Origin of the sequence: Bradyrhizobium sp. LTSP849 (assembly GCF_000938255.1) — a bacterium.
GTDB lineage: Bacteria > Pseudomonadota > Alphaproteobacteria > Rhizobiales > Xanthobacteraceae > Bradyrhizobium.
Map to the genome: position 1 here is coordinate 45,435 of NZ_JYMR01000028.1, position 14,592 is coordinate 60,026.

The following is a 14,592-nucleotide window of genomic DNA, read 5'->3' on the forward strand; positions in this document are numbered from 1 at the left end:
TTCTGCTCTAGTATGGATCAGTCCGTTCCTCCAGCCAGAAGCGTAGATCCATGCCGCAACAATTCGATCGATCCGCAGAAGATCTCGGCAACGCCATTCATTTCGAGCACGTCAACATCCAGGTTCCGGACCAGCGCCTCGCCGCGCTGTTTTACGTCGCCGGGCTCGGGCTCACCCGCGATCCCTATCTGATGGTGTCCGACACCAATATGTGGATCAATGCCGGCCGGAGCCAGTTTCATTTGCCGAGCGGCAGACCGCAGGTGCTGCGCGGCCATGTCGGGCTGGTCATCGAAGGTCGTGAGGCGCTGCTGCAACGATTGGCATCAGTCGCCAAGAAGCTTGAGGGCACGGCGTTCAAATTCGCCGAGCACAACGGCTATGTCGAGGCGACCTGTCCGTGGGGCAACCGCCTGCGCTGTTATGAGCCGGACGCGGCGCGCTTCGGGCGCATCACGCTCGGCATCCCCTATGTCGAATTCGAGGTGCCGGTCGGGACCGCGCCGGCGATCTGCGCCTTCTATCCGGAGATCATGGGCATGCCCACGGATTTGTGGAATGGCGACGGCACGGTTGCAGCGGTGAAGACGGGCCGCGACCAGCACCTGCTGTTCCGCGAGAGCGACCGGCCGCAGGGCGACTATGACGGCCACCATGTGCAGATGTACATCACCGACTTCTCCGGCCCGTACCGCAGGCTCCTCGCGCGCAATTTGATCTCGCGCGAGGACAATCAGTATCAGTACCGGTTCTGCGACATCGTCGATCTCGGCAGCGGCAAGCCACTGTTCACAGTCGAGCACGAGGTGCGCAGCGCGACCCACCCGATGTTCATGCGGCCGATGGTCAATCGCAATCCGGTGGTCAACAACCGCAATTACGCGTACGGCCACGATCAGGCGTCGTGGGCGATGGGGCCGGATCAGTACGAGGGATAGGCAATAGCCAAGTCCCGCGAGTCTCGGTTGCCGGGCGGCTCCGCCGAGCGGGGCCGCCGCATGTTGCCAGACGGGTGAGCGTCACATCAGAAGTGGACCTCGGTGCGCATACCCAGAACCACGGCATTGTCGGTCTTCACGCCCGCGGCGTTATAGCCGCGCCCGCCGGGATTGATCACGTACTGCGCGTCGAACTTGAGGTTCAGCCAACCGGTCGCCTGCCAGCCGTACCAGACTTCGATCGGGACTTCGTTGCCGTCGGCATTGGGGCTCAGCGCAGCCGAATTCACGTGGGTGGTGCCCACGGCGAAGCCGACTTCGTCCTGGGGACGCCAAGCGAACGTTCCGGTATGCCGGAAGCCCAGGGCGATCTGGTAATCCTGGTACGACGTCCGGTGATCGGCAACAGTCGTATTGAGGAAAGTATACCAACCCACCACGCCGGGACCGTCAACGGTCAGCCGTTGCAGGATCGATTCGTAAACGCCGAAGCGACCTCTCTGATCCCCGAGATTTTGATCCGGGACGCCACCGACGCCCGGGATGGTGGAGAGGATACCGGGAAGGCCACCATCGATGGTCGATGCGCTGTCATACCAGCCGCCAAGTCTCCAGGTTCCGGTTAGGGGACCCTTGGGGGTCCAGACCAACTCCACTGGCACCATCACGCCACTGGCTGGGTTTGAAGAGGGGATGCCCGGCAGGAAGTAGGTGGTCGCTTGGTCCGTCGTCAGATAATTCGGATTGGCGTCGTAGACGCCGACCGACACCGTGAATTCCGGAGCCACCTTGTAGTGGACGACACCGGCCCACTGGCTCACCGGCCAGTTATAGATGTACCCACCCTGGATGTTGCCGGGCTGGCCGCCGCAGAATGTCAGGTTAATGAACTCGCACAGACCGAAGAAGAAGTCGGAGCCGACGGGAAGACGGCCGCCCTTGAGTTCAAGGCGGTCATCGAAAAGCTTCTGCGAATAGTAGAGTTGGGTCAGGCGCAGAATGTTACCGCGGCCGAACACTTCGTTGGTCAGTTGCAAGGCGGGAATGCCGGCCTGGTCGTTCAGATTGCGGCCGAAGCGGTCGACCAGCGTGAGGCCGACGGTGCCGCCCTGGATGCCGGCAAGCTTCCCCATATCGAACTTCGCGCCAAACCACAGCTGACCGGCGTTGGCTGCGGTGTTCTTGCTTCCACCCGTGACGTTGCCGACAGATTCGTTGCCCAGCGTCAGGCCCAGATCGATACCCTTCTCCTTCAGCTGCGTCCTGCCGAGATCGCCGAACAGATACGGTCTCGTCCAGAAATCGTCGGTCTCCGCATAAGGAAGAGGTGCAGCTTTCGTCGAAAAATCGGCCGCATGTCCTGCACCGCCAAGCAGCGATGAAAAGGCGATCCCGACACCGCACGCACCAGCGATGTTTACAAACCTGCGCAACATTTTTCTCGTCCTCCCGCAGTCTCAGGCTTTGTTGTTCTTGCCTCACGCTCCTGCCCAAGCCCTCGAGCCTGGAACGTGCTCCTTCCCCAGCACACACGGCCGCCGGCCGCCGACGAAGCGGTCTTGTGTCAACTGGAGCCTGGATCCGTCATACTTGGTCGCCCGTCCTCGCCGGCAACGCGTCCACGCCGCGCGGTGATGCGCCCTGTTGTCCTTGTACAAGCGTCGGTTTCGGCGCCGTGCGGGCGATGCCCGCCAGCGCCAGCTTGCGTCGCCGTCGGGCCTGCAATTGTTGATCCGCCAACACGCCGATCAGAATCACCGTCCCCATCACCGCGAAGTTGAGAGAATTGGGGATGCCCAGGATATTCACGAGGTTCTGCAGCACCTGGAGCAGCGCAGTCCCCAGCACGATACCGAGAATGGAGCCCTCGCCGCCGCGCAGGCTGCACCCGCCGAGCACGGCAGCCGCGATCGCGTAGAGCTCGTAGAAATTGCCGAACGAGCTCGGAGACACCGAGTTCGTATAGAACACGAACAGGACTGTTGAAACTCCGGCGAGCCCACCGCTGATGATATAGGCGGTTGCGATCACGAGATTCGTGTTGATGCCGGAGAAGCGCGCCGCTTCCTCGTTTTTGCCGACGGCATAAAGCCAGCGCCCGTAGACCGAGCGGTGCAGCAGCACACCGAGGACCAGCGCAAGGATGATGAGGAGGATGAAGGTGTTCGGGATGCCAGCCACATTGCCGGAGGCAATGTTGCCCAGTGTCCCGGCCTCGTCGCCATAGCCGAAGCCCCGTGTCGAGTCGGACGTATAGTAGCGGGCGGCGCCGCGATAGATCAGCAACCCGCACAGCGTCACGATGAAGGGCTGCATTTTCAGCCGAGTGATCAGGAAACCCTGAATGCCCCCCAGCGCCAGCCCGCCCAGCAGTACGGCCAGCAGCGCCAAGGGCCAAGGAACCTGATAAGTTGTCAGAAGATCGACGAATACGACGCCGAGCAGCGCGAACATCGAGCCGAGCGAAAGGTCGATGCCGCCGGTGATAATCACGAGCCCCTCGCCGAGCGCAAACACGCCGAACAGGCCGATCAGATTGGCCATGTTCAGCAAGTTCACCAGCGACAGGAAGGCCGGATTGATCGCGCCCGTGATGGCGGCAATCACCACCAGCAGCAGGCCCAGGCCGAATTCCTTCTTGATCATGGCCTGGCCGCTTCCGAGGTTTCGAGCGCTTGGCCAATCGCGAGCCGCAACACGTTGTATTCGCTGAACTGCGGGCGCTCCAGCACGCCGCTGACGCTGCCTTCATGCATCACCGCGACCCGGTCGGAGACGCCGATGACCTCCTCCATGTCCGAGGAGATCATCACGATCGCGACGCCCTGATCGGCGAGTTCGCGCATCAGCGCGTAGATCTCGCTCTTGGCACCGACATCGACGCCACGGGTGGGCTCGTCGAAGAACATCACGCGCGGCTGCATGGAAAGCCACTTGCCCAGCACGACTTTCTGCTGGTTGCCGCCGGAGAGCGTCACGGCCTCCATATCGATGCTCGGTGCCTTGATGGCGAGGCGCCTCACCTGCTCCTTTGCGACCTTGCGCTCGCCCGCGCCGCTGACCAGCCACATCCACGCATAATTCAGCAGGCTCGCCAGCGTCACGTTCTCCCGGATCGGCAGCGCCAGCACGAGCCCGGATTTCTTGCGGTCCTCCGGCATCAGATAGATGCCTTGCCTGATCGCGTCCCGCGGCGATGCGATATCGACGGGCGCGTTGTCGATCCTGATCTCACCCCCCAGCAGCGGATCAATGCCGAAGGCCGCGCGGGCAAGGGAGGTGCGACCAGCGCCCACGAGCCCTGCCAGTCCGAGGATCTCGCCATGCCGCACGGAAAGATCAATCTGCCGGTCGGGAAAGGCTGATGTCACGAGGCCGACGATGTCGCAGCCGCCCGGCTGCGGCGGCCGTTTCGGCGGCGTATGCAGCGCTTTCAGGTCGCGGCCGATCATCAGCCGGATCATTGCGGCATGGCTCAGCTCACCCCGCGCCAGCTCTCCCACCGTGCGCCCATCGCGCAGCACCACGACGCGATCAGCGCAGGTCATGATCTCGCCGAGCCGGTGAGAGATGTAGATCACCGCGATGCCGTGCGCCTTCAGATCGGCAATCACCTCCAGCAGCCGTTCAGTCTCAGAAATCGTTAGGCTGGAGGTCGGCTCGTCCATGATGATCACGCGGGCGTCGATCGAGAGCGCCTTGGCGATCTCCACCATCTGACGCTCGGCGATCGACAAATTGTCGACCAGCGTGTCCGGGGTGAAATCTGCGCCCAGCCGCTCCAGCAGCGGCGTCACGCGGGCGCGCATCTCCGCGTTGTTCACCAGCTTCAGCGGGCCACCGACGAGCTTCTCGCGTCCGATGAAGACGTTCGCGGCAACGTCGAGATTCTCGAACAGGTTCAGTTCCTGATGCACGAAGGCGATGCCGGCCTGCGTCGCCTCGCTGACCGTCATATGGGCGTGGTCGGCGCCGCCGATGCGGATCACGCCCGCGCTCGGCGCGATCACACCACCCAGCACGCGCATCAACGTCGACTTGCCGGCGCCGTTCTCGCCGATCAGGCCCAACACCTCGCCGCGGTATACGCGCAGGCTGACATCGTCGAGGGCCATGACCCCGGGATAGGACTTGCTGATCCCGGCGAGTTCGAACAGGATTTCCGCCATTCATTTCCTCCCGCTCGACGCCCGGCGGCTGTGCCAGCCGGGCGTCGAAAGGCACTAAAAGTCACTTCTTCAGCAGCTCCTTCATATGAGCGGTGAACTCCGCGACGTTGGTCTTGCTGATCACCTGGGTTGGCACGATCAGCTTGCTGTCAGCCGGAATCCAGGACTTGTCGCCGTTCAGCGTCTTGATGATGTTGGTGGCGGAGAGATACCCGAATTCGTACGGCTGCTGCACGACAGTGGATTCGATTGTGCCGTCGGATATTCCACGCAACGTGCGCTGATCTTCGTCGAAGCCGACGATCTTTACCTTGCCGGCCTTGCCCGCCGCCTTGACCGCGTCATAGATCAGCGGCGTCTCGTAGCTCCAAAGCCCGGACAGCAGCGCAATGTCCGGATATTTGACGAGCACGTTCTCCATGTTCGCCTTGGCCTTGGCGGAGTCCACCTGGTCGGTGAAGATGTCGACCAGCTCGATCTTGGTGCCGGCGATCGCTTCCTTGATCCCCTGCACGCGCTCGCGGGCATTGTCTGCATCCATCGTACCGACGAACAGCGCGATCTTGCCGCCGTTCGGCAACGCCTTCTTGAACTCCTCGCCGGCTTGCCGCCCGGCCGCGACGTTGTCGGTGCCGATATAGGCGAGACGCTTGCTCTGCGGCGCGTCGCTGTCGGTCGTGATCAGCACCGTCTTGGCCGCAACCTTGTTGAGCTCTTCGGTTGCGTGCGGTGCATCGTCGACCGAGATGGAGATGCCGGCGACGCCGCGCACCAGCAGGTCGTCCAGCTCGCGCCGCTGGCCCGCCGCGGTCGCTTCGTTGGTGACGATCAACTGGATATCGTATTCGGGGTGCTCCTTCTGAGCCTTCTCGAGCCCGCGGCCGGCGATGACCCAGAAATCAGCCGCGGCATTGGTCACCAGCGCGATGGTCTTTTTCTGCTGGGCCTGCGCCATCCCCGTGGTCGTCGCGAGCGCGACGGTCGCGAGCAGCGGCACTATCAATTTCTTGATTGATCCGTTCATGTGTACCTCCCTTTGGTCGCCCCACTGAGGGGCCTCACAGCGCTTTTGCGCCTTATTTTATTTACACGGCGAAGAAATGTCGCAGAGCAAAACACCAAAATCAGGATGTACTAGCTCCTTCTTCGAGCATAAATAGTACATGAGGTACGATGATAGTAAATATGGCTGATAACAACGCGCTCGGAATGTGCTTTTTCGATCACATGGCCGTAACACGCTCTTATTAATTTCACTTGTCGAATTAAAGTGGCAACATGGTTGACCAAATTGAGCCGCCGAGACGTGTTTCCAGCATGGCCCGCGGTTCGAACCGCGGCCGCCTCGTCGAGGTCTTGCGACGACAGGGGCCGTTGCCGCGTGTGGAACTCGCCCGAAGTACGGGACTGAGCTTCCCCGCCGTTTCCGGCCTGACATCGAGACTGATCGCGGAAGAATTGCTGTGCGAGACGGAGACAGCGGCATCCTCATGGTCCGACGATCCCGACGAAGAGGATGCGGACGGGCTGAATGGCCGCCGCCGTGGCCGGCCGGCCGTGCTGCTGACCCTGAACCCGGAGTTCGGGCGCATCATCGCGGTCTCCCTGCGCATGAACCTCATTGAGACGCTGATCGCCGATTTCAGCGGTGCCGGCCTGGCGCAGTCGCGACTTGCACTCCCGACGCGCGCTCTCGATGCAGCCGCACTGCGCGATCTCGTGATCGCGCAAATCAATGCAATGCTGGATGCGACGTCGACGCCGCGCCATCAGCTGCTGGGAATCGGGCTTGCGCTGCAGGGCATCGTGAACGCGGACACCGGCTGGACGCTGTGGAGTCCGGCGCTGTCGATCACCGACGTCGATCTGGCGACGCCGACACGCGAGGCGTTCGGGGTCGAGGTCGTGGTGGCGAACGACGCCGTCGCAGTTGCGCTCGCCCTCACAGCCGCTGAACCGGCGCTGGCGGAGGGCCTCTCAGCCACGATCATGGTTGGCCACGGCATCGGAATGGGCGTCGTCGTCGATGGTGAAGCGCGCGGGGGCGCCGGCAGCGAGATCGGTCATGTCAAGGTGGCGCCGGACGGTCCGCAATGCCGCTGCGGCCAGCGCGGCTGCATCGAGGCCTATCTTGCCGATTATGCGCTCTACCGCGATGCCCGCACCTTTCTCGACCTGCCGCCGGCGGACTCGCAGCAGCCGTCAGAGGCGCAGATGGCTCTGCTGCGCGAGCGGGCGCTGGGCGGCGATCCGCGCCTCGAGCATCTATTCCAGCAGGCAGGTCGCGCGCTTGCCGAGGCGGTCGCGGCAACGATATCCGTGCTGCGCCCACACCATGTCATCCTGGCGGGACCCGGCCTTCAGGCATTCGACATGATGCGCCACGCCTATGAGGAACGGCTGGAGCAAGCGGTGTTGCCATGGCTGCTCAAGTCCACAGCGATCCATCTGCGTCCTAGCGGGTCGGCGGTCATTGTCGACGGCATGGTGCGACGGACGCTGCGGGTCGTGGACCGAAACCACATGGAGGCAACCGAGTGAGCACGGGAAGCCGCCTCCTCATTGGAGCTCCCGCCGCGCAAGTCCCGGCTGGAGCCTGAGGAATCGACGCTGACGATCAGCGCGTGGCCGCAATTCTGGCGCGGAAGCTCGTCTGCCCCTGCATGATCTTGTCGAGCAGCGCGTCGAGCGCCCAGAAGCGCTCGCGGATGTCGAAGTCGACGGTCCGGCTGCGGACGCATGAGAACGTGCCGAGCCGCTGATGATACAGCTTCGCCAGCTTGGGATATCCCATCGGCTCAGCCATCGCCGCGAGCGCGAGGTAGACGGAGAGATCGTCCGCGAGAGCCGGATGCCTGGAGCTGTCGGTCAGCAGCCACTTGTAGAGGTCGGGGTGAAAGTTCGTGAACACGCCGGTGAAGCCGGCGGATCCGGATTTGATGGCGTCAAAGGCAATCGCCGCGTTGGCGTTGACGATGGCGAGGGAGGAATTCTTCGTCAGCGCCACGCGGCGCTTCACGGTCTCGAGATCGCACGACACGTCCTTGAGAATCGCGAAACGCCCGCTCTCGGCGCAGAACGTCAGCTCGTCGTCGGACAGCAGCCGGCGGAACGGCGCCGGACATTCGTAGAGGCCGAGCGGAAGATCGGCGGGGAGCGCATCGAGCAGGCCGCGCAGATTATCCATGAAGACCGTGCCGCCCTGCCCCCTCGGATCGAACCGGTTCGTGACCAGGACCAATCCGTCCACGCCGGTTGCGGCGATGGAGGTCAGCTCGGCCACTTGATCGTCACGCGATTCACTGACGTGGCCGGACGCAATCACAGGCACCCGGCCCGCCGCCTGTCGCACGACGAAACGAGCCAGCGCGACGCGCTCATCGAGGCTGAGGGCCTGCATCTCGCTCGACTGGGCGACGGCAAACAGCGCATCCGCGCCATTGGCAATGTACCATTCGATGAGGTTCTCGAGGCCCGCATAGTCGATCGCGTCGGCTTCGGTGAACGGTGTCAGCATCACGGGAATGATGCCTTTGATGGTTGCAGTCACAGATCAGCTCCCGAGCTGTTGAAATCGTTGACAGGCAGGAGCCTGCCGCTCACGCGTCTTTGCAACGCGTGAGCGTAACTGTTCGGGCTGGCGATCAATTGCCGGCCACTTCCTTGATGCGCGCGATCATGTCGTCGACGGCCTTTTCGACCGGCACCTTGTTGGTGACGATGGCGTTCACCGCCTTGATCCAGACGTTCTCGTTGTAGAGCGTGGTGAACTTGTAGTTCTTGCTCATCTCATAACCACCGACGCCGGCGAAAAACTGGTCGCGCTCGGCGCGGCGATGCACGTCGCCGTCCCAGAAGGCGGATTTCTGGCCGGCGACCTTGACCGGGAACCAGCGGCCGAGCGCGCCTTCGACATAGGGCTGGAGGTTTTCGTCGCGCAACAGGAACGAGACGAACTCCTTGGCCCGCTCCTTGTTCTTGGCCTGCTCGAAGATCAGGCCGATCACCACGGACGCGCGGGTATGGACCGGCGTGCCATCCGGCTTGTTGGGCCAGACCATGGTGCGGATGCGCTCGTAATAGTTCTTCTTCGCCTCCTCCCGCTGCTCGGCAGTGAGCGTCTCGTTGTTGGCGTCGTCCAGCCATTTGCCGGGCACTGAAATCGTCGAATTGTGGGTAATGATCGTCGTCTTGTTGTGGAAGGCGACGTTGTTGTCGGGATCCTTCCAGCTCGTCGCCGATTGCGGCGTGCAGCCTTTCGCAGAGATCTCGATATAGTCCTTCATGGCGGCAACGAGGCCCGCCTTCACCTTGGGATCGTCGACCAGCAGCTTGCCGTTGTCGTCGACCAGCACGACGTTATAGGCGTCCATGAACACCAGGAACGAGATGAAACTGTCGGTGGCGTCGACGCCCATCGGATGGCCGATGCCATAGATGCGCTTGCCGGACGCCTTGCGCACGGCTGGCTGCGCCTTGTCGCACCAGAACGACCAGAAGCCCTTCCAGTCTTTCGGGATGTCGGCCTCATTGAGACCTCCCTCCTCGAGCATGTCCTTCCAATAGTGCAGATGCAGCGTCGCCTGCTTCAACGGGAAGGCGTAGTAGGCCTTCGCCTTGGTCTTGTCGTTGTAGAGCATGACCGTTTCGAGCGAAGCCGGCGTGAACTCGCCCTTGATCGGCTCGAGGATGGAGCCGATATCCACCAGCTTGCCTTCGGACGCCCATTTGCCGGCGCCCTGGAAATGGTAGGTGTCCGCATAGCTGACGTCGGGCGGACTGCCCGCATCGAGCGCCGCCACCAGCTTCGGCATCATGTCCTGCGTCGCATATTGCGACAGCTCGACCTTGACCCCGGTCTTGGCCTCGAACTTCTTGATGACGGCGAGCAGCGCGTCTTCCTCGGCCTTGTAGTAGCCCTTGTTCCACCAGACGACGAGCTTCTCCTCAGCCGCTGCCGGGCTCGCCGTCCCCATCATGGGCGCGAGCAGAGCAACCGCCATCGAACAGTTTCTGACCCACCGCAAAAGGCTATTCCGCATTGTCGTTTCCTCTCCGTCCCAGCCCAGCGAGGGGCCCGCCGGTTGCTCTTTATGGCTTTCAAAACGGGCCCATGTAAGCGCTTACATGCAAGCTGTCAAGCGACCCTCTTGCAGAGCCTTTGCGCGCTTATCGAAAGGACGGAATTTGCCGCGGTTGTTCGGGGCTTAACGGCCCGTTGCCTTGCCGGCGCTTTCCCGGATTTTCAGATCGGGCACGATTTCTCGGGACTGCGCCTGCCCTTGCTCGCCTGCGATCACAGCGAGGAGCTCGTTGGCTGCCAATATACCGATCTGCTGGTTGTCGACCTTCATCGTCGTGAGCCTGGGAGAAAAGCGCGATGAAATCGCAAGATCATCGAAGCCGGTAATCGAAAAATCCCTGGGCGCTTCCAGGCCGCATTCCCGCGCGGCCATCAACGCACCGAGCGCCAGATTGTCATTGCCGCAAACAATTGCGGTCGGCCGGGCGTCGATCGCTTGCGCCATCAATCTCGCAAAGCTCGCCGCCCCGAATTCCAGCGTCGAGGGGCCCATCATCAAATCCTGAGCGGGAATCTCCAGTCCTGCGGCCGCGAGCGCGTCCCTGATGCCGCCAAGCCTTTCCCTTACGCGGTCATTGTTGGCGTCGGGCTGAAAGATGGCGGCAAATCGACGATGGCCCAGGGACAACAAATGGCTGGTGATCCGATTGAAGGCGGCGCGATTGTCAAAGCCGATGCACGGGTGCGACGACAGCTTGTTGTAGGAGTAGGTCACGACATAGGGAATGCCGCGCGCGTTGAGCGCGTCAAACAGCTCGGGAGGATGATTTTCACCGACGACCGCAAGCGCTTCCACACCCCGCGCAAGCATTGCGTCGGCCTGCCGCAGCCCTTCTTTCGGATCATAGTTCGAGCAGCCCAGGAAGAGCGTGAAGCCGCGTTCGCTGAAGACGGTCTGCATGCCGCTGATCTGGTGGGCAAAGATTTCGTTGTCGAGCGTCGGTATGATGGCGCCTGCGATATGGGTCCTGCGCGAGGCCAACGCCCTTCCGGCAGCATTCGGAATCCAGCTCAGGGCGCGTGCTGCCTCCTTGACCCGTTGTTTGACCTCTTCGGAGACTTTCCCGGGCTCGTTGAAGGCGCGCGATACGGTCGCGGTCGAGACATTGGCCTTGCGGGCAACCTCCTCAAGCTTGACGCGGCCGCTTCCTCCGCGCGCTCTCTTTGAACCAGCTACCATCCCGGCCACGGTTGAATGCTTTTTGATCAATGCCTTGCCATGGTAGTGATAGCCATGCGGGTCCTCAACGAAAATCTCTTAGCGTGAACACTGGGTGTCGAAAATCACCCGAAGACGACATTTCCGGCAGCGCACGCTCGTGCTGGCCTGCCGACACGCGGCGTGATAATCGGCAGCGCACAAAACGCTTTGGATGAATGGCGTTCAACCAACGGAAGCCAAGCACGATGTCGGATGCGCTGATGAATATCTCGCCGGTCGATGGCCGGTACGAACGCTACACGGCGCCGCTGCGCCAGATCATGAGCGAATTCGGCCTCATCAAATACCGTGTCGAGGTCATGGTGCGCTACGTCCTGGCGCTCGGCGCGCACGCGGACATTCCGTTCCAACTCAACCAGGCCGAGGCCAAGGCGGTCGAAGGCATCATCCATGCATTCGTGCAGGACGACGCCCTCTCGATCAAGCAGCTCGAGACCAAGGGCTGGAACGGCATCCTCGCCACCAACCATGATGTGAAGTCGTGCGAGCTGTGGCTGCGGTGGAAATTCGCCCAGATCGGCCTCGGCGGGGCCGTGGAATGGATCCATTTCGGCTGCACGTCGGAAGACGTCAACAACATCGCCTATGGGCTGATGCTGCGAGACGCCGTCGATGCGCTGATGCAGCCGCTCGGGCTCGCCGTAGCGTGGATTAAGGATTCCGCGAGCGACTGCGCCAGCATGCCGATGCTTTCGCGCACGCACGGCCAGCCCGCCACGCCGACCACGCTCGGCAAGGAGTTCGCGATATTCGAGGAGCGCCTGCGCCGGCAGATCCAGCAGATTGGCGCATTGAAGCTGTCGCTCAAACTCAATGGCGCCTCCGGCAATTACGCGGCGATGCACGCGGCGTTTCCGAATATCGATTGGCCTCAATTCGCGCAGGCGTTCATCGAAAACGGCACGTATCTGCGCAAGGGTGCCCACGTCTCGTTCTCGTTCAATCCGCTCACCACGCAGATCGAGCCGCACGACACCTATGCCGAGCTCTTCGCAGTCCTCATGCGCATCAACACCATCCTGGTGGATTTCACCCAGGACATGTGGCGCTACATCAGCGACGACTGGATCGTGCAGAAGCCGATCGCCGGCGAAGTCGGCTCGTCCGCGATGCCGCACAAGGTCAATCCGATCAACTTCGAGAACGCGGAGGGCAATCTTCAGATCGCCAACTGGCTGATGGAGGGCTGCTGCCGGAAGCTTCCGGTGTCCCGGATGCAGCGCGATCTCTCAGACTCGACCGTCGCGCGCGTCTTCGGCACGATCTTCGGGCACTGCATCGTCGGATATGAGAATCTGCGCGCGGGCATGAAGAAGGTCTCGCCGAATGCCGAGAAGATCCGCCTCGCACTCGTCGCGCATCCCGAAGTGCTCGCCGAGGCCTACCAGACGATCCTGCGCAGCAAGGGCTACCCGAACGCCTACGATGCGCTCAAATCGCTCTCGCGTGGCGCGAAGATTACGCTCACCGATCTGCATGCGTTCGTCGATGGGCTCGACCCGGAATTCGTCGATGCCGAGACCAAGCAGCGAATGAAGGACATCACGCCGGATACATATGTCGGCCTTGCCCCGTCTCTCGTGCGCGCAGGTTGACGGGCGACGCGGACTGGCTCCTGTCGTCTACGGCACGTCGCGCCAACGCATCGGGAGAATGCCGTTCTGTCGGAAACTGCCGAGGAAACCGAAGCGGGCGGCTTGCGGATTGGGGCGGGCCTCGACCGTCGTGCCGAGGATCTGCACGACGTCTGTCTCGTCATAGACCGGCCAGGACGGCAGACCAGGCCCGTTGGGATTCCCACGCATCGCGAAATTGACCCAATAGCCCATGATCGTCTGCGCCAGAGCGCGGTCCGCCTCATTCGGTGACGTGGTGCTGCCGATCACCCGTTGCGGCGTCAACGTGCCGAAGACAAAGGGTATCTCGGTGACGTGCGACGCAATCGGCGTGTAGGGCGACGTATAGTTGAAGTGGTAGCCGTAGACCGGCGCGAGACGGCTTGCCCGATGCAGCCGCAGCCACTGCCAGCACTGCTCGCCGACCACGATGTCGCCCGTGAGCGCGGCGGCAGACGCCTTGGCTTGTGCGTCGGTGTCCGCGGGGTAGATTTTAAGAAAATCAGGTAGCCGTTCCCTGCCGAACATCTTCTCCGCCGAGTTGCAAAAAGCTTGCGCCGATTGAGCGGGGAGTGATTGCGACATGAAAGGAAATTCCTCCGCGCTGTTCCAGCCGGCCAGCAAGGGGATATGCATCTGCTCCCCGCGGAGGAAGCGTTGCGCGGGCACATCAGGCACCACATCATGATCGATACTTGGTGAGAAGGACGCTGTGACGTGGTCGAGCTCGAAGCTCCAGGGTGCGGCTGCGTTCAACTGTTCGGCCGGCATGGCGCGCAAGGCTGCGATCGACCCATCGCCTTGCTGACGCGCGAGAGCCACGCCGCGTGCGCGAGCTTCTTCGAAATTTTGGAGTGGTCCGTGCCGGCCATCCCAGAATGCGCCGCTTTCGCCGATGGCTTTGTGAAAGAGTCCATGCGCGAGCGGCGACGCCATCAAGATACCGACGGCCATGGCGCCGGCGGATTCACCGAACAGTGTGACGTTGTCGGGATCGCCGCCAAAGGCGGCGATATTGGCTTGGACCCAGCGTAACGCTGCGAGTTGATCTTGCAGGCCGTAATTGCCCGATGGCGCTTCCGCGTCGAGATCGGGATGGGCGAGAAAGCCGAAGATGCCGAGGCGATAGTTGAAGCTGACGACTACGACACCTTTCGCTGCCAATGGCCCACCATCGGTCGCGGGATTGGCCGAGGAGCCGAACTGAAAACCTCCGCCGTGAATCCACACCATCACGGGCCGCTTCTCGTCTGCCTGTTTCGCGGCGGTCCAGACATTGAGCGTGAGGCAATCCTCAGCGCGCGGCCCCGGCCGAGGATCATTTTCGAGCGCCGAAAGACAGCCCGCGCCAAATGTCAGCGCATCGCGCACACCGGTCCAGGGCGCCGGCGGCTGCGGTGCACACCAACGCAACGGCCCGACCGGTGGCGCGGCATACGGGATGCCCTTGAACGCCAGCACGCCGCTGAGATCTCGGCGCTCACCACGCACCTCACCGGCTTGCGTGCGAACCTGTCGGCCCAGTTCGGCTGCTTTCGTCATCAAGGCATGCACGGTCGTACCT

The 14,592-nt window shown here is 62.4% G+C and carries 11 protein-coding genes; 3 read left to right on the forward strand and 8 right to left on the reverse strand.

Translation table 11 applies throughout. The features are described 5' to 3' along the window. Positions 1-50: 50 nt before the first annotated feature. Positions 51-938 carry a VOC family protein gene (locus tag UB31_RS19305; RefSeq protein WP_045012053.1) on the forward strand — a complete coding sequence of 296 codons (888 nt, stop codon included), beginning with the start codon at positions 51-53 and terminating at the stop codon, positions 936-938. Between the two features lie 86 nt (positions 939-1,024). On the opposite strand, the gene UB31_RS19310 is transcribed toward UB31_RS19305, so the two are convergent. The 4 genes from UB31_RS19310 to UB31_RS19325 form a co-directional block, all read right to left on the reverse strand. Beyond that, positions 1,025-2,374 carry a carbohydrate porin gene (locus UB31_RS19310; RefSeq protein ID WP_045012054.1) on the reverse strand — a complete coding sequence of 450 codons (1,350 nt, stop codon included), beginning with the start codon at positions 2,372-2,374 and terminating at the stop codon, positions 1,025-1,027. Between the two features lie 148 nt (positions 2,375-2,522). Beyond that, positions 2,523-3,584 carry an ABC transporter permease gene (locus UB31_RS19315; protein WP_045012055.1) on the reverse strand — a complete coding sequence of 354 codons (1,062 nt, stop codon included), beginning with the start codon at positions 3,582-3,584 and terminating at the stop codon, positions 2,523-2,525. Then, a complete protein-coding gene (locus UB31_RS19320; protein ID WP_045012056.1) occupies positions 3,581-5,107 on the reverse strand; it encodes a sugar ABC transporter ATP-binding protein in 1,527 nt (508 codons plus the stop codon). The genes UB31_RS19315 and UB31_RS19320 overlap by 4 nt, the downstream gene beginning before the upstream one ends. Positions 5,108-5,168: 61 nt before the next feature. Further along, on the reverse strand, positions 5,169-6,131 hold the full coding sequence (locus UB31_RS19325; RefSeq protein WP_045002944.1) for a sugar-binding protein: 963 nt from the start codon (positions 6,129-6,131) through the stop codon (positions 5,169-5,171). 254 nt (positions 6,132-6,385) lie between these two features. On the opposite strand from UB31_RS19325, the gene UB31_RS19330 reads away from it, so the two are divergent. Further along, positions 6,386-7,648, forward strand: a complete 1,263-nt coding sequence (locus UB31_RS19330; protein ID WP_045002945.1) for an ROK family protein — start codon at positions 6,386-6,388, stop codon at positions 7,646-7,648. Positions 7,649-7,724: 76 nt separating this feature from the next. Here UB31_RS19330 and UB31_RS19335 read toward each other — a convergent pair whose 3' ends face one another. The 3 genes from UB31_RS19335 to UB31_RS19345 all read right to left on the reverse strand — a co-directional run bounded on the left by UB31_RS19335 (position 7,725) and on the right by UB31_RS19345 (position 11,370). Beyond that, complete coding sequence (locus UB31_RS19335) at positions 7,725-8,657, reverse strand: dihydrodipicolinate synthase family protein (RefSeq protein WP_082078564.1); 933 nt, start codon at positions 8,655-8,657, stop codon at positions 7,725-7,727. 94 nt (positions 8,658-8,751) lie between these two features. Next, positions 8,752-10,110 (reverse strand): ABC transporter substrate-binding protein, encoded by a 1,359-nt coding sequence (locus UB31_RS19340; RefSeq protein ID WP_045012057.1) that lies wholly within the window; start codon positions 10,108-10,110, stop codon positions 8,752-8,754. 204 nt (positions 10,111-10,314) lie between these two features. After that, the gene (locus UB31_RS19345; RefSeq protein WP_045012058.1) at positions 10,315-11,370 is read right to left on the reverse strand and encodes a LacI family DNA-binding transcriptional regulator; all 1,056 of its coding nucleotides are present in this window, start codon (positions 11,368-11,370) and stop codon (positions 10,315-10,317) included. Positions 11,371-11,612: 242 nt separating this feature from the next. Here UB31_RS19345 and purB point away from each other — a divergent pair, with 242 nt between their 5' ends. Next, positions 11,613-13,007: an adenylosuccinate lyase gene (purB, locus tag UB31_RS19350; protein WP_210168181.1), complete on the forward strand. Its 1,395-nt coding sequence runs from the start codon at positions 11,613-11,615 to the stop codon at positions 13,005-13,007. Between the two features lie 27 nt (positions 13,008-13,034). On the opposite strand, the gene UB31_RS19355 is transcribed toward purB, so the two are convergent. Continuing rightward, a complete protein-coding gene (locus UB31_RS19355) occupies positions 13,035-14,570 on the reverse strand; it encodes a carboxylesterase/lipase family protein (RefSeq protein ID WP_245306019.1) in 1,536 nt (511 codons plus the stop codon). Between the last annotated feature and the right edge of the window lie 22 nt (positions 14,571-14,592).

Coding starts and splice junctions, on each gene's coding strand:
- UB31_RS19305 (WP_045012053.1), top strand. CDS start 51: ATGCCGCAACAATTCGATCGATCCGCAGAAGATCTCGGCAACGCCATT.
- UB31_RS19310 (WP_045012054.1), bottom strand. CDS start 2,374: ATGTTGCGCAGGTTTGTAAACATCGCTGGTGCGTGCGGTGTCGGGATC.
- UB31_RS19315 (WP_045012055.1), bottom strand. CDS start 3,584: ATGATCAAGAAGGAATTCGGCCTGGGCCTGCTGCTGGTGGTGATTGCC.
- UB31_RS19320 (WP_045012056.1), bottom strand. CDS start 5,107: ATGGCGGAAATCCTGTTCGAACTCGCCGGGATCAGCAAGTCCTATCCC.
- UB31_RS19325 (WP_045002944.1), bottom strand. CDS start 6,131: ATGAACGGATCAATCAAGAAATTGATAGTGCCGCTGCTCGCGACCGTC.
- UB31_RS19330 (WP_045002945.1), top strand. CDS start 6,386: ATGGTTGACCAAATTGAGCCGCCGAGACGTGTTTCCAGCATGGCCCGC.
- UB31_RS19340 (WP_045012057.1), bottom strand. CDS start 10,110: ATGGCGGTTGCTCTGCTCGCGCCCATGATGGGGACGGCGAGCCCGGCA.
- UB31_RS19345 (WP_045012058.1), bottom strand. CDS start 11,370: ATGGTAGCTGGTTCAAAGAGAGCGCGCGGAGGAAGCGGCCGCGTCAAG.
- purB (WP_210168181.1), top strand. CDS start 11,613: ATGAATATCTCGCCGGTCGATGGCCGGTACGAACGCTACACGGCGCCG.
- UB31_RS19355 (WP_245306019.1), bottom strand. CDS start 14,570: ATGACGAAAGCAGCCGAACTGGGCCGACAGGTTCGCACGCAAGCCGGT.